The 21,578-nt window shown below is 71.9% G+C and carries 21 protein-coding genes; 6 read left to right on the top strand and 15 right to left on the bottom strand.

Annotation, left to right across the window (positions count from 1 at the left end; genetic code table 11):
* Positions 1 to 88 precede the first annotated feature (88 nt).
* The 8 genes from ACWGI8_RS01110 to rpmG all read right to left on the bottom strand — a co-directional run bounded on the left by ACWGI8_RS01110 (position 89) and on the right by rpmG (position 3,622).
* Positions 89 to 325 carry a DUF397 domain-containing protein gene (locus ACWGI8_RS01110; RefSeq protein ID WP_453657425.1) on the bottom strand — a complete coding sequence of 79 codons (237 nt, stop codon included), beginning with the start codon at positions 323 to 325 and terminating at the stop codon, positions 89 to 91.
* A gap of 107 nt (positions 326 to 432) precedes the next feature.
* Complete coding sequence (locus ACWGI8_RS01105) at positions 433 to 999, bottom strand: SRPBCC family protein (RefSeq protein WP_453657423.1); 567 nt, start codon at positions 997 to 999, stop codon at positions 433 to 435.
* Entirely contained in the window at positions 996 to 1,337 is a 342-nt protein-coding gene (locus tag ACWGI8_RS01100) for an ArsR/SmtB family transcription factor (protein WP_453657421.1), read from the bottom strand. The genes ACWGI8_RS01105 and ACWGI8_RS01100 overlap by 4 nt, the downstream gene beginning before the upstream one ends.
* A gap of 4 nt (positions 1,338 to 1,341) precedes the next feature.
* Entirely contained in the window at positions 1,342 to 1,725 is a 384-nt protein-coding gene (locus ACWGI8_RS01095; RefSeq protein WP_453657419.1) for a VOC family protein, read from the bottom strand.
* Positions 1,726 to 1,796: 71 nt separating this feature from the next.
* Positions 1,797 to 2,039 carry a 30S ribosomal protein S18 gene (rpsR, locus tag ACWGI8_RS01090; RefSeq protein ID WP_453657417.1) on the bottom strand — a complete coding sequence of 81 codons (243 nt, stop codon included), beginning with the start codon at positions 2,037 to 2,039 and terminating at the stop codon, positions 1,797 to 1,799.
* Between the two features lies 1 nt (position 2,040).
* Positions 2,041 to 3,180 (bottom strand): CobW family GTP-binding protein, encoded by a 1,140-nt coding sequence (locus tag ACWGI8_RS01085; RefSeq protein WP_453657415.1) that lies wholly within the window; start codon positions 3,178 to 3,180, stop codon positions 2,041 to 2,043.
* Positions 3,180 to 3,434 carry a type B 50S ribosomal protein L31 gene (locus ACWGI8_RS01080; protein WP_453657413.1) on the bottom strand — a complete coding sequence of 85 codons (255 nt, stop codon included), beginning with the start codon at positions 3,432 to 3,434 and terminating at the stop codon, positions 3,180 to 3,182. Before ACWGI8_RS01080 ends, ACWGI8_RS01085 begins: the two co-directional genes overlap by 1 nt.
* Before the next feature lie 23 nt (positions 3,435 to 3,457).
* Positions 3,458 to 3,622 carry a 50S ribosomal protein L33 gene (rpmG, locus tag ACWGI8_RS01075; RefSeq protein ID WP_453657411.1) on the bottom strand — a complete coding sequence of 55 codons (165 nt, stop codon included), beginning with the start codon at positions 3,620 to 3,622 and terminating at the stop codon, positions 3,458 to 3,460.
* 52 nt (positions 3,623 to 3,674) lie between these two features.
* Between rpmG and rpmB the strand changes: the two genes are divergently transcribed.
* Both rpmB and rpsN read left to right on the top strand, forming a co-directional pair.
* Positions 3,675 to 3,911 carry a 50S ribosomal protein L28 gene (rpmB, locus tag ACWGI8_RS01070; RefSeq protein WP_453657431.1) on the top strand — a complete coding sequence of 79 codons (237 nt, stop codon included), beginning with the start codon at positions 3,675 to 3,677 and terminating at the stop codon, positions 3,909 to 3,911.
* Positions 3,911 to 4,216 (top strand): 30S ribosomal protein S14, encoded by a 306-nt coding sequence (rpsN, locus tag ACWGI8_RS01065; protein WP_453657409.1) that lies wholly within the window; start codon positions 3,911 to 3,913, stop codon positions 4,214 to 4,216. Before rpmB ends, rpsN begins: the two co-directional genes overlap by 1 nt.
* A 335-nt stretch (positions 4,217 to 4,551) precedes the next feature.
* On the opposite strand, the gene ACWGI8_RS01060 is transcribed toward rpsN, so the two are convergent.
* A complete protein-coding gene (locus tag ACWGI8_RS01060) occupies positions 4,552 to 5,691 on the bottom strand; it encodes a DUF2786 domain-containing protein (RefSeq protein ID WP_453657429.1) in 1,140 nt (379 codons plus the stop codon).
* Between the two features lie 185 nt (positions 5,692 to 5,876).
* Here ACWGI8_RS01060 and ACWGI8_RS01055 point away from each other — a divergent pair, with 185 nt between their 5' ends.
* A complete protein-coding gene (locus tag ACWGI8_RS01055; protein ID WP_453657407.1) occupies positions 5,877 to 6,434 on the top strand; it encodes a sugar O-acetyltransferase in 558 nt (185 codons plus the stop codon).
* 70 nt (positions 6,435 to 6,504) lie between these two features.
* On the opposite strand, the gene ACWGI8_RS01050 is transcribed toward ACWGI8_RS01055, so the two are convergent.
* Positions 6,505 to 7,419 carry an NADP-dependent oxidoreductase gene (locus ACWGI8_RS01050; RefSeq protein WP_453657427.1) on the bottom strand — a complete coding sequence of 305 codons (915 nt, stop codon included), beginning with the start codon at positions 7,417 to 7,419 and terminating at the stop codon, positions 6,505 to 6,507.
* Positions 7,420 to 7,673: 254 nt separating this feature from the next.
* Here ACWGI8_RS01050 and ACWGI8_RS01045 point away from each other — a divergent pair, with 254 nt between their 5' ends.
* Positions 7,674 to 8,939, top strand: coding sequence for a LuxR C-terminal-related transcriptional regulator (locus ACWGI8_RS01045; RefSeq protein ID WP_453657405.1), 1,266 nt, complete (start codon positions 7,674 to 7,676; stop codon positions 8,937 to 8,939).
* Positions 8,940 to 9,113: 174 nt separating this feature from the next.
* Positions 9,114 to 10,799 (top strand): bifunctional 3'-5' exonuclease/DNA polymerase, encoded by a 1,686-nt coding sequence (locus ACWGI8_RS01040; RefSeq protein ID WP_453657403.1) that lies wholly within the window; start codon positions 9,114 to 9,116, stop codon positions 10,797 to 10,799.
* Between the two features lie 65 nt (positions 10,800 to 10,864).
* Here ACWGI8_RS01040 and ACWGI8_RS01035 read toward each other — a convergent pair whose 3' ends face one another.
* Entirely contained in the window at positions 10,865 to 13,858 is a 2,994-nt protein-coding gene (locus ACWGI8_RS01035; protein ID WP_453657401.1) for an AfsR/SARP family transcriptional regulator, read from the bottom strand.
* Positions 13,859 to 14,356: 498 nt separating this feature from the next.
* Here ACWGI8_RS01035 and ACWGI8_RS01030 point away from each other — a divergent pair, with 498 nt between their 5' ends.
* Positions 14,357 to 15,343, top strand: coding sequence for a helix-turn-helix transcriptional regulator (locus ACWGI8_RS01030; RefSeq protein WP_453657399.1), 987 nt, complete (start codon positions 14,357 to 14,359; stop codon positions 15,341 to 15,343).
* A gap of 134 nt (positions 15,344 to 15,477) precedes the next feature.
* Here the strand turns inward: ACWGI8_RS01030 and ACWGI8_RS01025 are convergent, their stop codons facing one another.
* The 4 genes from ACWGI8_RS01025 to ACWGI8_RS01010 form a co-directional block, all read right to left on the bottom strand.
* A complete protein-coding gene (locus ACWGI8_RS01025; RefSeq protein ID WP_453657397.1) occupies positions 15,478 to 16,242 on the bottom strand; it encodes a thioesterase II family protein in 765 nt (254 codons plus the stop codon).
* A 71-nt stretch (positions 16,243 to 16,313) separates the two neighbouring features.
* Entirely contained in the window at positions 16,314 to 17,306 is a 993-nt protein-coding gene (locus tag ACWGI8_RS01020; protein WP_453657395.1) for an LLM class flavin-dependent oxidoreductase, read from the bottom strand.
* Positions 17,307 to 17,318: 12 nt separating this feature from the next.
* Entirely contained in the window at positions 17,319 to 17,576 is a 258-nt protein-coding gene (locus ACWGI8_RS01015) for an MbtH family protein (protein WP_453657393.1), read from the bottom strand.
* Between the two features lie 37 nt (positions 17,577 to 17,613).
* The gene (locus ACWGI8_RS01010) at positions 17,614 to 21,567 is read right to left on the bottom strand and encodes an amino acid adenylation domain-containing protein (RefSeq protein WP_453657391.1); all 3,954 of its coding nucleotides are present in this window, start codon (positions 21,565 to 21,567) and stop codon (positions 17,614 to 17,616) included.
* Positions 21,568 to 21,578 lie beyond the last annotated feature (11 nt).

The following is a 21,578-nucleotide window of genomic DNA, read 5'->3' as shown; positions in this document are numbered from 1 at the left end:
ATACGCCCAGTATGAGGACGACCCTCCGCCTTGCGATGCACCGCATCTGACGCCGCGCGCTGATCCACCGGGGATTACGGGACAGCCCTTAGCCGACGAGGTGGTCGAACTCCCCGTCCTTCACTCCCAGCAACAGGGCCTCTATTTCGGCCGGCGTATAGACGAGCGCCGGCCCCTCCGGGAAGTTCGAGTTGCGTACCGCGACGTTCCCGCCGGGCAGTTTCGCGAACTCCACGCAGGACCCCTGGGAGTTGCTGTGCCTGCTCTTCTGCCAGACGACTCCGTGAAGCTCTGTGGCCGCCATGCCGTTGTACACGTCGTGCACAGGACGCTCCCCGAGTTACAAGGTGCAGGTGTCAACTGTCTCGGATCATAGCTCTGTTCATATGCAGATGCATGAGCAGATGCACGTGCACGCGAGGTCACCCTCGGTTACGGCCCGGTCGGGACCTTCCCCAGGACCTCCTCGAGCGCCGCCATCACACGGCCACGCCAGCCGCCGCCCATGATCTGCCGTGCCCTCATCTGCGCAGGGTCGTCCGGGTCGAATCCCTCGTGTACGAGGAAGAGACGCGTTCCACGCCCTTCCGGCTCCAAGGTCCAGGTAATTGTCCAGTCCGCGGCATTCTGTCCGGTGCTCGGCTCGGTGGTCCGCCCGGCAGCCTGCCCGGTGGTCCGCCCGGCAGCCTGTCCGGTGATCTGTCCACTTTCCCGCCCGGCGTCACGCCCGCCTTGCTGGTCGACCCATCGGATGCGGAGCATCCGCTCCCTCTCGAAGGCCAGCACTTCGGCCTCGACCAGGCCGGAGAACCTGGTACCGGGCCGCGGCAGCGTCCGCATCGTGTAGCGGTGGCCCACTTCGAGCCGGAAGTCCCCTGGCATCAACCACTGGGCGATGAGCTCGGGTTCCGTCAGCGCACGCCAGACCTTTGCGGGCGGATGCGCCAGATACTGATCGACCCGGATGGTGGTGAGGTCTTCGTCACGGTCGGAGCTCATGACTCATCGTCGGGCATACGGTCCAGCAGATCGCCGAGCCCCTTGAGCCGGTCGCGCCAGAACCGCTCGTACGGATGGAGCCAGTCGTGTACGTCGGCGAGCGGGGCGGCTTCGAGGCGATATATACGCTGCCTGCCGGAGCGCTCCTCGGACACGAGTCCAGCCTCCCGAAGCACCTTGAGGTGCTCCGAGAGGCTCGGTCGGCGCATGTCGAAGTGGTCGGCCAGGGCCTGGACCGGCTGGGGCCCGTCCTCGCGCAGCAGTCGCAGCACTTCGCGCCGGGTGGTGTTCGCGAGCGCGGCGAAGAGCCGGTCCTCGCGGACACCGGTCGCAGTCATCGGTTCAGGCTCCCTCCGCCTCACCGTTCTCCGTCAGCAGCATCAGACCGTTGCCGTCGGGGTCGGCGAAGCCGGCCATCCGCCCCCAGGGGAGGTCGTCGGGCCCGTCCACCGCGATCCCGGCCGCGGCGAGCTTCGCGCAATCGGCATCGACATCGGTCGTGACCAACATGATCCCCCGCGCGGAACCGGGCACGAAACCGCCCATGCCGGGCCCGGAGAGCGTGAAGACGGTCTGGGCGCCCTTGGGTGCGACCTGCAGCCACCGCCCGGGCGGCATCTGGAGGTCGGCGGTGACCTCGAAACCGAGGACGTCGGTGTAGAAGGCGAGCGCCCGGTCCTGGTCGGAGACGGGGAGCGTGACGAAGGAGGCATGGGTGATGTTCACGCCCTCAACGATAGGTAGGGATTTCCCTACGCGTCAAGCGTAGGGAAATCCCTACCTGTCCGGTCGTCGCGTCAGCGTGACGACGACCCGTACGGCAGCAACGCCATCTCCCGCGCGTTCTTGATCGCGCGGGACAGCTGACGCTGCTGCTGGGCCGTCACGCGCGTGACCCGGCGGCTGCGGATCTTGCCGCGGTCGGAGATGAACTTCCGGAGCAGGTCCGTGTCCTTGTAATCGACATAGGTGACGCCCGCCGCGTCCAGGGGGTTGGCGCGGGGCTTCAGGGGCTTGCGGTCGGAGCGGCGCGGGGGCACGTCATACCTCCAGTAGGGAATCGAAAGCCGGCGGGAGGCGCTTCCACGCCTCCGGCCCGGCGGCGTACTCGGCATCCGTGAGCAGGCAGGACTCAAGGAGCTGCGCCAGCCCGTCGCGGTCGAGCCCGGGCGAGGTGAAGACCAGGTACTGACAGCAGTCGCCGTGCTCGGGGTGCCAGTCCAGGGCGGCCGCGGCGCGACGCACCGGCGGGACCATCTCCCAGGCGGCGTCGGGGAGCGACGCCAGCCACGGTCCCGCGCTCTCCACACAGAGCGCTCCGCCCGCCGCCTCCCACGACAGCAGCGTGTCCGGCCGGTCGGCCAGCCAGAACCGACCGCGGCTGCGGGCCGCGGCGCAGGCCAGGTCCTCCAGCGCCGCGTACAGCCGCCCCGGGTGGAACGGTCTGCGCCGGTGCCAGACATACGTGGCGACACCGCACTCGTCCGCCTCCTGCGGCAGCAGCGCGCAGGCCGGATGCTGCGCGGCCGCGGCCGCCTCCACGTCGAAACCGGCCAGCGCGGCCTCGGCCGGTCCGCCGCCGCCCACCGGCACCCGACGTGCGGTCGGATGCAGCTGGGCCAGCAGCGCCCGGTCCTCCTCGGAGGACTGATGAGGCTCCTCGCCGTCGACGAGAACGAGCACGGGCGCGTACTCCAACTGCCGCGCCCAGGTGTCGCCGACCGTGCGCCGGTCGGTCGCGGCGGCGGCGAGCCCCACGTCCATCAGGTCGTCGCCGTTGGCGAGATACGGCAGCAGCAGGGCCGGATCCACGGCGGTGATCACGCCCGTGACCCGCAGCCGGTCGCCGTGCGCGGCGACGACCTCGGCCATGGACTTGGGTTCGACGGAGTCCCACAGCTCGACGATCGCGAGCCGGGTGAGCCCCCCGTCGGCGAGCCGCTCCAGCTCCGGTACGAGGTCCTCGCGCAGCGCGCAGCAGGCGCAGTCGTTGACGAGCGGCGTCTCGCCGGTGGACAGGACGCCCGTGGTGTCGCGGACGGTACGGACGACCGTGCCCTGGACGGCGGTCGAGAGGTCGTGATGGAGCGCGACGCTGCCCGGCACGGTGGCCAGCAGCTCGTCGACCGTGGCCTTGCGCGCGTCGGAGTGCAGCCCGCAGACAAGGGCGACGGAAAGCATCAGCGGACCTCGCTCCGTCCGTAACGCCGCTCGAAGCGCTCCACGCGCCCGGCCGTGTCGAGCACGCGCGCCGTGCCCGTGTAGAAGGGGTGGCTCCGGGAGGAGATCTCCACGTCGACGACGGGGTACGTGTTGCCGTCCTCCCAGACGATCGTCTTCTCGCTCGTCATGGTGGAGCGGGTGAGGAACGCGAAGTCGGCGGCCCGGTCACGGAAGACGACGGGGCCGTAGGCGGGGTGGATTCCAGGCTTCATGGGGGCGGCTCCTCTTTTCCGGGTCAGCGCTCTTCGCGGAAGTCGACGTGCCGGCCGGCGACCGGGTCGTACTTGCGCAGCGTCATGCGGTCGGGGTTGTTACGGCGGTTCTTGCGGGTCACGTACGTGTAGCCGGTCCCCGCCGTGGACCGGAGCTTGATGATCGGGCGTAGTTCGTTGCGGGCCATACGGTTAAGATAATGGAAATGGTTTCCATTTCCAAAGGAACGGAGTGTGACGTTGTCCGCACACTGCTGGCTGACCGGGGCCAAGCCCGGCTTCGGCAACACGATCAGCCACTCGCACCGGCGCACATCGCGGCGCTTCGACCCGAACATCCAGCGCAAGCGCTACTGGCTGCCGAGTGAGGGCCGGTACGTACGGCTCACGCTCAGCACGAAGGCGATCAAGACGGTGGACAGCATCGGGATCGAGGCCGCGGTGGCCCGGATCCGCGCCCGGGGAGTGAAGGTCTGATGGCGAAGAAGAGCAAGATCGCGCGCAATGAGCGGCGCAAGGCGGTCGTCGAGCGGTACGCGACGCGGCGCGCCGAGCTGAAGGAGATCATCCGGCGGCCGGGCACGGGCGAGGCCGAGCGGCTCGCGGCACAGGCAGAGCTGCGGCGTCAGCCGCGCGACGCGAGCGCGACCCGGATCCGCAACCGGGACGGTGTGGACGGCCGGCCGCGGGGATACGTGGGGAAGTTCGGGCTGTCCCGGGTCCGGCTCAGGGAGCAGGCCCACGCGGGCTTCCTGCCGGGCGTGACGAAGTCCTCCTGGTAGCGGTGCGTAGGGCGGCTGCGGCGGGTCTCTCCCCACCCCGCCCCTTCTCGCAACCGGGGCTCCGCGCCTCGAACTTGCGAAGCTCCGGGGGAGGTTGAGGGCGGACGCACCGGCCCACCGGACGGGAGTGGGCTCCCTCGAAACCCCCGCGGCGGGGTGCCGGGACGGGGTCCACGCCCCGGCGACCGCGCGGGACGCCCCTTGAGCCCGCTGGGGACACCCCCAGGCGAAGCTCCGGGGGAGATCGAGGACGGGCACCCCGGTCGACCGGACGGCGGCGGGACGGTTCGGAACCTCCGGCAAGGGCGCGGCGCGCTTCGCAGCGCGGCGGTGGGTTACTCCGGGAGTTCGCCGCGCCGTCCGCGCGGCGGCATACGGGCCGCCTCGGCCGCGTTCGTGCCGTCGTGCCAGCCCGCCGCGTCCGTGGCGCCACGCACGCGTGTCCTGACCGTTTCCGGGAAGAGCCGGTCCGCGTGGTCCGTGACGGCGACGTCCCGGGCGGCGAGCACCGGGAGGAGGTCACCACCGCCGGCCGCCTCCTGCGCAGCGTGGGAGGTCGCCGCGGCGAGGCGGTCACCGATGCGGTGGGCGTACGCCAGGAGGAAGGACTGACGGAAGGTCTTGGTCCGTTTGCGGCCGCCCGCCCGCTGGGACGCCTCCGCGCGGGTCATCGCCGCCGTGCCCTGCACCAGGAGCGACGTGTACAGCAATTCGACCGCGTCCAGGTCGGGTTCGAAACCGACCACCGTGGAGAAGCCGAGGCCGCTGTTCCAGACCGCGCGGCAGCGGTTCGCCGAGGCGACGGCGTCGAGCAGGATCGCCTTGGCCGTCTCGTAGGGCGCGTCCACACCGATGCGGCAGGCCCCGGGCACGTCCGCGCGGTGGGTGCGGGCCGCGAGCACCGCCTCGTCGATGCTGTACCGCGCCATCAGCTCCTGCGCCTTCGCGGTGAGCGCCTCCGCCTCCTCCGGGAAGCCGGTGGCCTCCGCCTTGGCGAGGAGGCCACGGATCCGGGTGAGCATGCGCGGCTCGTCGTGCGGTGCGGCGGGCGGCAGATGCGCCGGGGCGCCCGGCACCGGTCCCACCGGCTCGATCGCGGGCAGCCGTACGAGCAGCCGGAAGAGTTCCAGCACCGCCGTCGCGTACGAGAACCGGTCCGCGGGCCGCTTCTCGTACCCGGCGGGGAGGTCGGCCAGCTGCGCGGCCCACCGCGGCGGCAGATCCTTCCCGTACCGCCGGGTCTCGCCGGCGATCAGCCCGGCGACGAGACGTACGTGCGCGTCGTCGAGGTCACGGCGGACGATCCGTACGACATCGGCGGGCTGCCAGCTGCGCTCCCAGGCCCGGCGTACGAAGTCCTCGCCGCGCCGGACCAGCTCCGCGTCCGAGCCGGGATCCGCGGCGAGCAGCGACGCCCCCGTGTCGAGCGCGTCGTCGTCATCCGCGTACAGCGCCCCGCCCAGCGCCCGCTCCACCACATCCACGCCGATGGAGCCTACGTGAGCGCCGCCGCCATCCGCTCTTCGGCCGACTCGACCGGCTTCGGCCGACACGACCCGGCCCTGCGACCGGGCCGCCCCGGCCGGTCTTCCACAGCCTGTGGATATCGAACTTCCGCGCGAGGCCCCGTCTCCTCGACGGGGAACGTACGGTGGCGCCCATGGGTGAGAACAAACAGCGCATGCTGGCCGGGGAGTGGTACCTCCCCGACGACCCCGAGCTGGCCGCCGACACCGAGCGGCGCTTCGCGCTCTGCGCGGCGTACAACGCGAACGGCGGTGCCGCGCCCGCCGAGCGGGCCGGGATCCTGGCCGAACTCCTCGGCCGGGTGGGCTCGGACGTCCGCATCCGCCCGCCGTTCCAGTGCGACTACGGGCGATACATCAGCATTGGTACGGGTACGTTCATCAACTTCGGCGCGGTCCTCCTCGACGCCGCGCCCATCACCATCGGCGCGCACGTCCAGATCGGGCCGAATGTCCAACTGCTCACCCCCACCCACGAGCTGGACGCGGAGCGCCGCCGAGAGGGCTGGGAAAAGGCCGAGCCGATCACGATCGGCGACAACGTGTGGCTCGGCGGCGGCGTCATCGTCTGCCCCGGCGTGACGATCGGCGAGAACACGGTGGTGGGGGCGGGCGCCGTGGTCACCAAGGATCTGCCGGCGGGCGTACTGGCGGTGGGCAACCCGGCCCGGGTCGTACGGTCGCTCTCGTGATCAGGGCTTGATGGTCAGGGCCCGATGATCAGGGCTTGATGGTCACGGCTTGATGGTCAGGGCCCGATGATCAGGGCTTGATGATCAGCTTGCCCCGTACATGGCGCGCCTCGCTCAGCTCCTGGGCCTTCGCCGCGTCCGCGAGTGCGAACGTCTCCACGACCGGGACGTTCAGCCGGCCTTCGGTGGCAAGGCGGGCGTGCTCCGCCAGGCCCGCCCGGGCCACGTCCGACGGAGTACCGCCCGGCGAGAACGGCACTCCGAAAGCTGCGGCGTCCGGGTCGGCGATGGTGATGATCCGGTCGGTCGTACCGCCACGCAGCTCGATCGAGGCGGGCAGCGCACCGTGGCCCGCCGCGTCGAACACCGCGTCCACACCCTGCGGAGCGGCGGCACGGACCCGGTCCACCAGCCCGTCCCCGTACGCCACCGGGATCGCCCCGAGCATCCGCAGATACTCGTGGTTGCCCGGGGACGCCGTACCCACGACCGTCGCGCCGAGCGCCACCGCGAGCTGCACGGCGACCTGGCCGACCGCGCCTGCGGCCCCGTGCAGGAGCAGCGTCTCCCCCTCCTTCAGGCCGAGCCCGTCGAGGACGCGCTGGGCGGTCTCACCGGCGACGGGAAGGGCCGCGGCCGACTCCCAGGAGAGGCCCGCGGGCTTCGGCGCGATGTCACCGGCTATGGCGTACTCGGCGTACGCGCCCGTCCTCGTCCAGCCGAAAACCTCGTCGCCGACGGCGACACCGGTCACGCCCTCGCCCAGCGCGTCCACGACGCCGGCGAACTCCAGTCCGGGGATCGCGGGGAACGTCGTCGGGTAGAACTCCTCCACCCAGCCGTAGCGGCGCTTGTAGTCGAGTGGGTTGACGCCGACCGCCACCACTTCGACGCGGACCTCGCCCGGGGCGGGGCGGGGCTTCTCGGCCTCCGTGTGGCGGAGCACCTCGGGGCCGCCGAACTCCTCGTACACGATCGCGTTCATGGTTTCCATGCCGGTTTCCCCTCCTGCGGATTCGGAACCGCTCCGAACCCGCGACTCCTCAGAACTCGCAACTCTGCGGCCTCGCAACTCCTGCGGCCCCGCAACTGCGGCGAAGTCGGAATTGCTGCGAACTCGGAATTGCTGATGAGTCCAGCATTGACCGGCGAAGGGGCCCGCCCGGCCCGTCTTCGGAACAGTCCGTCCTGGCCGAAAGGCCAGCCGTCTGCTCAACGCGTCTGTCTACGCTGGGGCATATGGAACTGACCGGATCCGTGCCCGCCCTGACCGCCGCCTACGACGTGATCCGACAGCCGCTGGGCGAGATCCTGTCCCGGCTGTCCGCGGTGCTGGCCGGGCTCGTCCCGCACGAGGCGGCGGCGGAGCTGTCCACGCACTGCGCGCACTCGCCGTTCAAGACGTACGGCGCTCCGGCGGTGACGGACCGGCTGACCACGGCCGATCTGACTCCGCTGCTCGCCGCGGGCATCGCGGGCCGGCCGTGGCAGGGCACCGTCACCCTGGCCGGGGCGGAGCGGCCGGTGCTCGCCGTCAGGAGCGACGCGACGCCCAGGGGCGCGGTGCTGGTGCTGGTACGGCCGGACGCATCCGCCGACACGCCGGTCGACGAGGCCGCGGTCTCCGTCGTACAGGCCCTGTGGGACCTGGTGACCAGCCACTTCGACCGGCTCGCGGCGGAGGCCGTGCCCGGGGCGCTGGCCCGGTCACGGACCGCGGCGCAGACGCGTGCCCGGGTGATCGCGGAGCTGGGCGAGGCACACGCGGCGGCGCTGACCGGGCTGCTGGGCGTCCTGCGCAGCCGCAGCCTGGACGACGCGGCCGCCCGCGCCTCGGCGACCGACCTGGCCCTGTCCGCGCTGGTCGAACTGCGGGCCGAGGCCGACCGCGACCAGGAGATCGCGGAGGAGCCGGCCGCGCAGGCGTTCGCCCGGCTCGCCGAATCGCTGCGTCCGCTCGTGCGCTACAACCCGGTGCGGCTGGAGCTCGCGGCGCCCGGCACCACACGGACCCTGGCGGCCGATGTGGCCCACACCGCGCGAGCTGTCGTCCGCGCGGTGCTCCTGGCAGCGCTGGAGCAGGACGGGCTCACCCGGGTCCACGTCGGCTGGCAGATCACCGATCACGAACTCCGCGCCACCGTACGGGACGACGGCCCCGGCGATCTCACACCGCAGGCACTGGCTCCCGCCCGGGTCGTCGACCGCCTGGAGGTCCTGGGCGGCCGCCTGGACGTGGACGCGGTCCCCGGCTGGGGCACGACGGTCACGGCGACGATCCCTCTGGAGGCGTCCGACGACCCGGCCGCCGACCCGCTCACCGCCCTGGGCGCACGCGAGGTCGAGGTACTGACCCGGCTGGCCCTCGGGCACCGCAACCGGGCGATCGCGCAGGAGCTCCACATCAGCGAGTCCACGGTGAAGTTCCACGTGGCGAACATTCTGACGAAGCTGGGCGTCGGCTCTCGCGGGGAGGCGGCGGCGCTGTTCCACGCGGCGGCGTGACGGGCCTGCCGACGGTGTGAGGGGCCTGCCCGGGGGCTCACGGGCATCCCGGGGGTGGTGACGCACATGCCCGGGTGAGGACGGCGTGCCCGGGTGAGGACGGCGCGCGCGAGTGAGGACGGCGTGCCTGTCCGGTGCCGGGCGTTGTCAGTGGTGGGTGCCACACTCGCATCCATGAGCGAACGGTGGGCCCTGGCCCCGGTCGAGGGGGGCGGAGCGCTGCTCGTACCCCTCGGCCCGGACGGGCTGCCCGCCGGAGAGGTGCGCCGGGAGGCCGATCTCGTCGAAGCCGTGCGGTCGCGGCCGGAGGTGGGGCGGTGGGTGTGGCGGTCCACCGGCGAGATCTATCCGCGGCTGCTCGCGGCCGGAGTGCGGGTCGAGCGGTGCTACGACATCGAGGACGCCGAGCTGCTGCTGCTCGGTCACGAGGGGCGGCTCGGGGAGCCCCGGTCCGCGGCGGCTGCCTTGGCTCGGCTGCGGCAGGCTCCCGTACCGCCCGATCCACCGCTGCGGGCGGCGGAGCCCGGCTCGCAGTCCTCGCTGTTCGAACCGGAGCCCGTGTCCGTGCCGTTCGACGGGCTGCTGGAGATCTACGCGGACCAGCAGCGAAGACATGAGGCCGCCGAGCACCCGGGGCGGATGCGGCTGCTGACCGCGGCCGAGTCGGCGGGGATGCTGGTGGCCGCGGAGATGAACCGGGCGGGGCTGCCGTGGCGCGCGGATGTGCACCGCGAGGTGCTGCACGAGCTGCTGGGCGAGCGGTACGCGGGAGGTGGCGAGCCGCGCCGCCTCGCCGAGCTGGCGGACGAGGTGTCGGCGGCGTTCGGGCACCGCGTGCGGCCCGATCTGCCGGCGGAGGTGGTGAGGGCGTTCGCGCGGGCCGGGATCAAGGTGAGATCCACGCGCCGCTGGGAGCTGGAGGAGATCGGCCATCCGGCGGTGGAGCCGTTGATCCGGTACAAGAAGCTGTACCGGATCTGGACGGCCCACGGCTGGAGCTGGCTCCAGGACTGGGTCAGGGACGGCCGCTTCCGGCCGGAGTACCTGCCCGGCGGCACCGTCTCCGGCCGCTGGACCACCAACGGCGGCGGGGCGCTGCAGATCCCCAAGGTGATCCGGCGCGCGGTCGTCGCGGACGACGGCTGGCGGCTCGTCGTCGCCGACGCCGACCAGATGGAGCCGCGCGTCCTCGCCGCGATCTCCCGTGACCCGGGCCTGATGGAGGTCGCGGGCCACGAGGGCGATCTGTACACGCGACTGTCCGACCGGGCCTTCTCCGGCGATCGCGACCACGCGAAGATCGCCCTGCTCGGCGCGATCTACGGCCAGACCAGCGGCGACGGCCTGAAGAACCTCGCGGCGCTGCGCCGCAGGTTCCCCCTCGCCGTGGCGTATGTGGACGACGCGGCCCGCGCCGGTGAGGAGGGCCGGCTGGTGCGCACCTGGCTGGGCCGCACCAGCCCGCCCGCGGCCGGTGCGGGCGACAACGACGAGGCGGGCATCCCCCAGGGAGGCGCGGAAGAGGACTCCGCCCGGGACGAGTTCGTCCCCGGCTACGCCTCGACCGACGCGCGGGCCCGCGGCCGGTTCACCCGTAACTTCGTCGTCCAGGGCAGCGCCGCGGACTGGGCGCTGCTGATGCTCGCCGCATTGCGCAGGGCGACGGCCGGGATGCGGGCGGAGCTCGTCTTCTTCCAGCACGACGAGGTGATCGTGCACTGTCCGGCCGACGAGGCGGCGGCGGTCGCCGAGGCGATCCGCGCGGCGGGGGATCTGGCCGGGCGGATCGCGTTCGGCGAGACGCCGGTGCGGTTTCCGTTCACGACGGCGGTGGTGGAGCGGTACTCCGACGCCAAGTGACGTGCGCGCTCCCCCGGACAGGGCCTACCTGGCAGTGAGCCATGTCCGGCTGGTGGCCATGGCCCTCAGCTCGGCAAGCGTGATTCGCCGAGGAGTGCGCTCAGTTCCGCCAGCACCTTGCTGTCCGTGCCGTCGAGGGAGGCGTAGGCGCGACGCCACTCGGCGAGCGCGTCGTCGTGACGGCCGTCCGCGCGCAGCAGCAGGCCGTGCTCGTAGCGGGCCAGCCCTTCGGTGAAGCCGTCGCCGCGGGAGACCGCACGGTCCAGGACGAGGGTGCACTCGCGGAAGGCGGCGGCGCGGCGGTCGAGTGCCCGCAGGGCACGGACGATGCCGAGCCGGGACTGGGACTGGCTGTGCCAGTCGCCCTCGTCGCCGTCTCCGATGATGGCCAGGCAGTCCTCGAAGTGGCGCAGGGCGTGGTCCGGTTCGCCGAGGGTGAGGCGGGCGTAGCCGATGTTGCAGTGCGAGGTGTGCCGAAGCTGCGCACTGCCGAGCCGTACGCCGACCGCGAGGCTGCGCTCGTGGTAGGTGATGGCGAGCCGGGCGTCGGTGTGTTCGCGCAGATTTCCCAGGTGGCTGAGGACGATCCCCTCCCCGTAGTCGTCGCCGAGCTTGCGGGCCAGGCCGAGCGACTCCTCCAGGGCCTGGTCGGCCTCCTCGTACCGTTCGAGGCGTTCCAGCAGCATTCCGCGGTTGGCGAGACCGCGCTGGACCCAGCTGTCCTCGTCGAGTCCGCGCCACAGGTCGATGGCCTCGTCGTTGAGCACGAGTGAGCGCTCACTGCGGCCGAGCATGAAGTACACACCGGCGAGATCGGTGCGTGCGTGCGCCTCGGCCTCCGGGTCGCCGGCCGCACGGGCGGCGACCAGCGCGATCTGGTTGAGGACTTCGAGCTCCTGGAGGCGCCCGCGGCGCTGGAGATAGGGGAAGGCGGCGCGGACGACCCGCAGGGCGGTGCGCGACCTCGGCGCGTACGCCTGGATGAGCGCGACGAGATTCGACAGCTCGCGGTCCCCCCAGGCGAGCGCCTCCGCCTCCCCCTCGAAGGGAGCGGCCTCGCCGATCGGCGGCGGCACCCGGTTCCCGGCCAGATGCGCGGGTACGAGCGCAAGGCCCGCCTGCCGGGCGCACTCCCCGTACCACCGCAGGGCGCGCTCGGCCGCGGCCGTGCGCTCGTCCTCGCTGTCCAGCCGTACGGCGAGTTCCCGCGCGAAGTCCCGCACCAGGTCGTGCGGCGCGAAGCGGCCGTAGGCGACCTCGTCGAGCAGCGCGACATCGACGAGCCGTTCGAGCGCGGCGGACGCCCGGCGCTCGTCGACGGCCGGTGACATCAACTGCGCGACCACCGCCGCGTCGTACTCCGGAAGGTCGACCGCGCCCAGCCGGCGCAGCGCGAGGGCCGCGTCGGGGTCGAGGGCGTCGTGGGCGACGGACAAGGAGCGGCGGACGCTGAGGTCGTCGTACTCGAGGTGGTCGAGCCGGCCGGCCTCGGCGGTGAGCAGCCCGGCGAGGGCGGTGGGGGTGAGGGCACGGCGCGCGGCGAGGCGGGCGGCGACGATGCGCAGGGCGAGGGGGAGACGGCCGCACAGTTCGGCGAGACGGCCCATGTCGTCCGCGTCGTCCGCGTCGTCCGTGCCGTCCGGCCTGTCTGTTCTGCCCGTCTCGGCCGTATCGCTCGGCTCGGCCGCGCCGCGGCCGGAGACGGCACGCAGCAGCGCGGCACTGTCCCGGGCGGTCAGCGGGGCCAGCGCGAACCGGGCGGCTCCGTCGAGCGCGGTCAGCGGGGAGCGGCTGGTGACGACGACCGCGCAGCCCGTACCCCCGGGCAGCAGCGGCCGTACCTGCGCGGCCGACGCGGCGTCGTCGAGCACCAGCAGGGTGCGGGTGGGCGCGAGGGTGGAGCGCAGCAGTGCGGCGGCCGCGTCGGCGTGTTCGGGGATGGCCCGCGCCGGCACACCGAGGTCACGCAGCAGGGCGGTGAGGGACTGGCGGGGCGCGAGCGGGGTCATGCCGGGAGTGGCGCCGTGCAGGTGGAGATGGAGTTGTCCGTCGGGGAATTCGTCCCGGAGGGTGTGCGCGACATGGAGGGCGAGGGCGCTCTTGCCGACCCCCGCCATACCGCTGACCACGGCGACCGCGGGGCCCGCCGGGGAGGTGAGCGCGGCGCGCAGTTCGGCCGCGAGCGCGTCGCGGCCGGTGAAGTGGGCGGGCGCGGGCGGGAGCTGCGCGGGCAGCGGCGAGGAGGCGCGCGGCGCGCCGCCGCCGGCCGGCCGCGGGTCCTGGAGAACCTCCTGATACGCCTGCTGGACCGTGGGACCCGGGTCGATGCCGAGCTCCTCGACGAGCGTACGGCGCAGCGACTGGTACGCGGCCAGTGCCTCGGGCTGCCGTCCGGTGCGGTGCAGCACGAGCATCAGCTGCCGGTGGAAGGCTTCTCGCAGCGGGTACTGGGCAGTGAGCGCGGAGAGTTCGGGCCCGAGCCCGTCCGGCCGGCCGAGCCGCAGGAACGCGTCGTACCGCCACTCCAGGAGCAGCAGCCACGACTCACGCAGCCGCTGCACGAGAGCGGGTGTGCCGCCTTCGGGGTCGTACAGCCCGGTCAGGGGGTCCCCTCGCCACAGGTCCAGCGCGGCACGTGAGGAGTCGAGGACGGTCTCCCAGTCCTCGCGGTCGGCGTCCGGATCGTCGCGTACGGACGTCCGGTCGGCGCCCGTGGCACGGGCGTGGGCGGCGCGCGCCGTGGCGATGTGCTGCTCGAACGACTCGGTGTCCAGCTCCCCCGGCGCCACCCGCAGCAGATATCCGGGGGCCACGGCCCGCAGCCGGTCCTCCTCGGCGAGCAGCCGCCGCAGCCGGGCCACATGGTTGTGCAGGGACGCGTGCGCGGAGGCGGGAAGTTCGTCGCCCCAGAGTGCATCTTTCAGGTCCTCGACGGGTACGACGCGATTGGCCCGGAGCAGCAGTGTGCCGAGCAGCGTGCGGAGCTTCGCACTGCTCACCGCGCGGACGTCACCGTCGTCGTCGTGCACGGTCAGCGGACCGAGCAGTCCGAACCGCATTGCCTTTGCCTCCTGCGCTGACCGTTGGCCACATGTTAGCGATCCGTTGGTGAAGGCTGTTTGTATCTCCTCGTCGGATCCGGTGAGACGGTGCTCGGCGTGGATGGCCACACTCGGGGGAGTGACGCCGCGTCGCCGGATCCGGAGACAGAGAAAGCCCCGGTCGCGTGGGAGTGACCGGGGCTTTCGTCTTCCGGTCGGATGATCCAGGGCCGCGTACGGGAGATTCGCCGCGGCGATCCGGCACCGCGTCATCTCGCATCCGCCGGTGCTGACGTGGATGCGCCGGGCCTTCGCGGCCGCGTTCGCTGCGCTCGGGGCCAAGCCGGCGCTCACCTGACACGGCGCCGGGTTCCGGTCCCGATGCCCGGTTGGGCGAACAGAACCGTGATCGGCTTCCGGTTGAATTCCCCTTCCTGGCACATACATGAATTGCTTGCGCCACACCCAATAGCTCTGTAACCTCCCGCCGAGGGCGTTCTCTTGGGGGGAGATGCAATGCTCGACTTCTTGGGCGTGGATTCACTTGCGGAACGGGTCTATCGACTACTGCTGACACATAGCGACCTGGGCGTCAATGGAATTGCAGGCGAACTCGGAGTAAAGCCTGAAGAGGTGCGCCAGGCGCTCGACCGGTTGGCAGAGCTCACCCTGCTCCGCCCTTCCTGGGATTCGCCCGGCGGCATGCGCCCGGTCAGCCCGGAATACGGGATGCAACTCCTCCTGCAGCGCCGGGAAGCTGAACTGCTGCGCCAGCAGCAGCAGTTCGCCGAGAGCCAGGTCGCCGTGGCCCAGCTCATGCAGGAATACGCGAGCCTTCGGCCCGGTGTGCCGGACAGTCATGCGGAACCGCTCATGGGCATGGACGCGATTCAGGCCCGCATCGAACAGCTGGCCCTGCAGGCGACCGCCGAGGTCGCCAGCCTGATGCCCGGCGGGCCGCAGGATCCCGCGCGCATCGAGGCGGCGATGTCCCTCGACCGGCAGGTGCGGGAGCGCGGCATCGCGATCCGGACCGTCGGCGTGGACAGCATCCGCAAGGATCCGCCGACTCTGGCCTACGCCCGCTGGCTGACGGAGATGGGGGCCGAAGTGCGGACCCTGCCCGCGCTCCCCATACGGATGCTGATCTACGACCGCCGCGTGGCACTGGTCCCGGTGGATCCGGGCAATACGGCTCTGGGGGCCGTGCAGGTACAGGACGCCGGAACCGTCGCGGCGGTGCTGGCGCTGTTCGAGCAGACCTGGTCGGCCGCGTGCCCCGTCGACCAGGTGGCCCCCTCGACGGACGAGCGCGGACTGTCCCCGCAGGAACGTGAGCTGCTCAGACTGCTGTCCACGGGCATGACCGACGAGCGGGCCGGCCATCAGCTCGGGATGTCTGCGCGGTCGGTGCGGCGAGTGATGGCCGGGCTGATGGAACGGCTCGGTGCGCGCAGCCGGTTCGAGGCAGGGCTGCGGGCCTCGCAACGAGGCTGGCTCTGACGGGCCCCGGCAGACAAGCTTCTCGCGGAGCCACCGAAGGCCGCCACGGTATTCCAGTGACGGAAGGGATTTGAGGAAAGTCCCGCATATCGCGTCCGGGTAATTCCACGCCATGGATTCTCATGGACATGGATTCATGCGAGTACGGATTCCAGGGTGTGCTGGACGGTCCGTGCGACGGCGGACCAATGTGCGTCGACGAAGAAGTGGCCCCCTTCGAGGATTCGCAGGCGGAATGGCCCGGTCGTGTGGGCGGCCCAGGCGCGGGCGTCGGCGATCGGCGTCAAGGGGTCGGCGTCGCCGGTGAAGACCGTGACCGGGCAGGCCAGCGGAGGCCCGCCCCGGTGGCGGTACGTCTCGCTGGCGCGGTAGTCGCCACGGACGACGGGCAGGACCAGCGCCCGCAGCTCCGGGTGGCCCAGCAGCTCCTTGTCCGACCCGCCCAGTGAGACCACCTGACCCAGCAGCGCGTCGTCGTCGAGCTGATGGGCGGTGGTGCGCCGGATCCGGGAGGGCGCCGGACGGCCGGAGACGAAGAGCGCACACGGCCCGTCCTCCCCCAGCCGCCGCGCGACCTCGTACGCGACGATGGCGCCCATGCTGTGCCCGAAGAACACTCGCCGCCGCTCCGTGCCCTGGCCGGCGCCGCGCGCGGCGAGCCGGTCGGCAATCGCGTCGGCCAGCAGGTGCAGATCGGTGATCACCGGTTCGGCGAGCCGGTCCTGACGGCCCGGGTACTGGACGCCGATCACTTCCGCCTGCCCGGCGAGCGCCGCCGCGAGCGGCCGGTGGGCTCCTGCCGACCCGCCGGCATGCGGGAAGCAGACCAGTTCGGTGTGCGTGCCCGTGGTGACGGCGGGCGGGCCGAGGTGCCGTATCCAGACGTCCGTACTGCTCATGGTCGCTCTCCTGGGAAGGGCCGCCGGGCGCGCAGGGCGCCCGGCGGCAGCGAGTCGTGCGGTGCGGAAGGTCAGGACGCGACGGGCTGCCGCTGCGCGAGGCGCAGGGCGATTCCGGCGTGGTGGAGGTCGTCCTCCTCCCGTGGCACGTCGAGGATCAGCGCGGTGATGCCCAGGTCGACGTACTGGCCGAGCAGCCGGCCGACCTCTTCGTAGCTGCCCACGAGATAGGGGCAGAAGGTCTTGTACGCGCGAAACGGGTAGAGCCAGTAGCCGTCCCTGGGGGCATGCGAGCGCTGCGCGTCGGCGGAGAGGTTCCGGTGCCAGCGGGACTCGACCTGGCCGGCCGCCACATCGTGCAGTCCCTCGCCCAGTTCGTCGGAGGGGAAGCGCTCCTGGGCGATCTGCCAGGCCTCCTCCGCGCTGTCGCGGGCGATGATGCCGAGCCGGATGCCGTTGCCGCGCAGCGCGTCCGGCGTCCCCGCGTAGTCCGCGAACGCCCGCGGGTAGGACAGGCGGACGGCGCCGAGGCTCTGCTGGGCGTCGACGCAGGCGTCCGAGGACCCCGAGAGGTAGACGCGTGGGGTGAGTTCGGGCGGCAGCGGGATCGTGAGCTGCGCACTGTTCAGGCCGTAGTGGTTCCCGAGGTGGGTGACCGGCCGGACCCCGGCGAGCAGCTTGTTGACGATCCTTCCGTACTCGACGAGCCTGCCGTAGCGCTCGTCGTGGTCGAGTACGTCCCCGAGCTCACGCATGTGACCGGCGAAGCCGCCGGTCACCAGGTTGAGGTCGACCTGGCGCCCGTACAGGAAACCGAGGGAGCTGATGGCCCTGGCCACGTCGAACGGGTGGCGGAACAGCGGCTGCACCGCCACCAGCGGCACCAGCGACTCGGTCCGCTCGATCAGCAGCTGGGCGACGGACCACGGGTCCACGAGCGTGTTGTCGGTGTAGACGAGGAGTCCGCGGTGGCCCGCGGCCTCCGTCCAGCGGGCCACGTCGACGGCCCGCTGCCGGAACTCTGTTCCGGTGACGCCGTGGGACGACGGAGCGGTGGTGTACACGGTCAGCACGGTTCAGGCCGCCTTTCCGGTCGTGGCGGCGAGCGCCGTACGCAGGCTGAGCGGACGCAGGTCCGTCCAGATCTCCGCTATGTGGGCCAGGCAGGCGTCGCGGGTGCCGGTGAAGCCGGTGGCCTGCCAGCCGGCCGGGAGGGGACGCCCCGTGAACCAGACCGAGTACTGCTCCTCGATGTTGTGCACGACGGTGAACGGGGCGTCGGCGGTGGTCCCGGCGGCGACGGCTGCGGTGGTGGTGGTGTTCTCAACGGCCATGGAAGTACTCCTTGCGCGGTGGTGGGACGGACGGGGCTCAGGCGTCGGCACGGCCGGCCAGTTCGCCGGCGAGGATCTCGGACAGCCGGCCGATCTCCTCCGGATCGAGGAAGGTGGTGGGCAGCCCGGGCAGGTCGTGCTGCACGACGGATCCGGTGATCACCTTCGACCAGCCCATGTCTGCGGGCTGGAAGCCGTCCTCGGGCAGGACGAAGACATGCGCCGGACCGTCGTACGGGGGCAGCTCCTGCGAGCTGATCGCCCTGGCGTTGGCCTGGTAGACCCGCAGCAGCCGGTGGGCGTCGTCCATGCTGCTGACGTCGTCCCGCAGCAGACCGGCCTCGCGGCTGCGGCTGAAGACGCGTTCGATCTTCTCGTCGAGCGAGTCGAGGGCCGCCAGCTCCTCGTACGTCACATCGGTGCCCTGCCCGAGCATGTGATGCACCAGGGCGGTCGGGTCCTCCAGGAGGATCCGTGGCGCCTGGTCGAAGGGGTTGGCAACGATCAGACCGAGGAAACCGACCTCCTCACCCCCGGCGCGCAGCTGCCGGGCGATCTCCACGGCAACGGTGGCGCCCATGCACCAGCCCGCCAGCCGGTACGGGCCCTCGGGCTGGACGGCGCGCAGTTCACCGAGGTAGCGGTCGACCAGCTCCGCCATGGAGTCGAGCGGCTCCTCCCCCGGCTCCATACCGCTGGCGCGTACGCCGTGGACGGTGACCTCGCCCTCCAGGGCCCGGCCGAGCGGCCCGTAGCCGAAGATGTGGCCGCCGAGCGGGTGGAAGAGGAAGAGCGGGGTGGCGCCCTGCGCGTTCAGCGGTACGACGAGCGGGCGGGCGGAGTTCGCGTCCCCGCCGGCCTCCAGGTCGATGAGTGCGGCGAGCCGGCGGATCGTGGACGCCTGGAGCAGCGAGGCCACGGGCACGTCCACACCGAGCTCGTCACGGATCTTCAGTACGACGCGCAGGGCGCGCAGCGAATGACCGCCCAGGTCGAAGAAGTTGGCGTTGACGCCGATGCCGGTGATGCCGAGGACCTCGCTCCAGATCGCGGCGATCGCCCTCTCGGTGTCGCTGCCCGGGGCAGTGCTGTCGGCCGGGACGAGCGCCGCGGCGTCGCCGATGCCGGGCAGCGCCTTGCGGTCGACCTTGCCGTTCGGGGTCAGCGGCAATGCGTCGAGGAGCACCCAGGCCTGCGGGACCATGTAGTCCGGCAGGGTCTCGGCGCACCAGGAGCGCAGCTCCGTCCCGTCGACGCCGGGCGCGGCGACCGCGTAGCCGGCCAGCACGCGCTCGCCGTCGGAGCCGAGCGGGGCCGCGACGACGGCGGCGGAGACGTCCGGGTGGGCGCCGAGCCGGGCCTCGACCTCCTCCAGTTCGATGCGGTAGCCGCGCACCTTCACTTGGAGGTCGACGCGCTCCAGGTACTCGAAGGTGCCGTTCTCGGCGATACGCACCAGGTCACCGGTGCGGTAGAGGCGAGCACCCGGCCGGCCGGGGCCGGCGAACGGGTCCGGGACGAACCGGTCGGCGGTCAGGTCGGGCCTGTCGTGGTACGCGCGCGCCACGCCCTCGCCCCCGATGTGGAGCTCGCCGGGCACCCCGGGGAAGACCGGGTCCATGTTCTGGTCGAGCACCCACAGGGTGGTGTTGCGGATCGGGCGTCCGATGGGGACGGTGCCGTCGCCGTCCACAACGCGGTGCACGGCCGACCAGACGGTGGTCTCGGTGGGGCCGTACATGTTCCACACCGGCACACCGTCGCGGGTCAGCTTCTCCGCCAGGTCGCGCGGGAACGCCTCGCCGCCGCAGAGCACGGCCGCCATGCCGTACGGCCGCCAGCCGGTGTCCAGCAGCATCCGCCACATGGCGGGCGGGCCCTGGCCGATCAGGTCGGGCTCGGCCTCGATGAGGTCGCGCAGCGCGGTGCCGTCCGAGACCTGGCTGCGGGCCGCGAGGACCATCTGGGCACCGAGCACGAGCGGCACGAACATCTCGTTCACATGGATGTCGAAGCTGATCGACGTGGTGGCGAGGTAGGTGTGCTCGTCGTCCAGCTCCAGCCCCTCGATGAGCGCGTCGAGGAAGTTCACGACCGCGCCGTGCGGCACCTGGACACCCTTGGGCAGTCCCGTGGAGCCGGAGGTGTAGATGGTGTAGGCCAGTTCGTCGCCCGACACCTCGACCGCATCGGCGCTGCGCGGGTGCGCGGCGGCCGTCTCGACGGCCAGCGCGGCCGGCTCCAGCTCGGCGGCGACCGGCGCGGACGCGGCGTCGTGGAGCACGAAGCCGGCGCCGCTGTGGGAGGCGATGTAGCGCAGCCGGTCGATCGGGTAGGCGGGGTCCAGCGACACGTAGTTGGCGCCGATCCGCCAGATCGCGAGCAGGGTGGGGACGAGCAGCACGGTGCGGTTCATGCAGACGCCGACCGGGTCGCCACGGCGCACCCCGGCGTCCTGGAGATGGCCGGCGATCCGGCCCGCGGTCTGCAGCAGATCGTCGTAGTCGAGCTCTCCGTCGATCGCGCGTACGGCCGTACGGCCCGGCCTGGCCGCCCGCTCGATGCGCTGGTGGACGCCACGCGGACCGTCCGGGTCCTGCCGGGGTCCGGACGCGTGCCGGGTGAGGACGGCGATGTCCTCGGTCGCGAGGGCCGGTTCCGCGAGGACCGGCGCATCGGGGTCGGCGGCGATCCGGGCCAGTACGGAGAGATAGGAGCGCGCGATGCGGGCGGTGTCGTCGTGGTCGAAGCGCCGGGCGTCGTAGCGGAACTGGAGGCGCAGTTCGGTGCCGTCCGGGTTCATGACGAACCCGGACGTGAGCGGGAAGTTGGTGTGCTCGTAGTAGGCGCCGATGTCGAAGCTCAGGTCGTCCTGCTCGGTGAGTCCCTCGTAGCTGCGGAACCGGCGGAAGTCGAAGACGACGTCGAAGGGACTCCAGCCCGTCTCCTCGACCATCGCGGCCAGCGGGTAGCGACGGTGCGGCAGGATCGCGGTCTCCTCGGCGAACACCGCGGTCACGAACTCCGCCCAGCTGCCCGCCGGGATCTCGGTGCGCAGCGGATACGTGCTCAGGAAGAGGCCCTTGACCTGCTCGGCGTCGGTGGTCTCCGGGCGGCCGTTGCCGACGACGCCCGTGATGACGTCGGAGCGGCCCAGCAGCGCGGACAGCACCCGCAGATGCGCCGTGAGCAGCACCGTACGGACGGGGACGCGCAGAGTCGCCGCGAGGTCGTTCAGCCTGGACAGGACGGAGGAGGGAATGTCGTGCCACTCGACCTCGACGACCGACTCCAGTTCGTCGCTGGTGCGCCGGGGCGGTACGGGAAGGGCGGCGGGCTCGGCCCCGGCTAGCCGGCCGCGCCAGAAGTCGCGCTGCCGGGGATCGTCGAGGGCGTCCAGTTCGAGGGCGATGTAGTCGCGGTAGCGGGTGCGCGGGGCGGTGAACCGCGGCGCCTCGCCCCTGCGTATCGCGGTGTATCCGGCGAACAGGTCGGTGACCGCGGAGTGCAGGCTCCAGCCGTCCATCATCGCGTGGTGGAAGGACCACCAGAAGTGGAACTGCCCGTCGTCCAGGAGGTGGACGACCATGCGGAACAGCGGCGCCTTCGCGAAGTCGAAGGGGCGCTGGGTCTCCGCGCGCCGCCACTCCTCCAGGGTGTGCTCGACGTCCGCGGCGGGCAGGCCGCGCAGGTCGACGACCTCCAGCGGGACCTCGGCTGTGGAGTGCACCAGCTGCAGGGGCTCGCTGAACTTGGCGAGCTCGAAGGAGGTGCGCAGGGTGTCGTGGGCCGCGACGAGGCCTTCGGCGGCCGCCCGCAAGGCCTGCTCCTGCCACGGTCCGTGGACGCGCAGCGAGTAGATGTCGTGGTAGTAGGAGGCGTCCCCTTCCAGCTCGGCGTGGTAGATCATGCCGGCCTGGAGGCGGGAGAGCGGGTAGGCGTCCGTGACCGCGCTGGTGGCTGCCCGGCGCTGTGGTGTAGCGGTGGTCATCTGTTCTCCAG

Source organism: Streptomyces sp. NPDC054841 (assembly GCF_053611045.1).
This window is presented reverse-complemented; position numbering and strand designations above follow the sequence as displayed.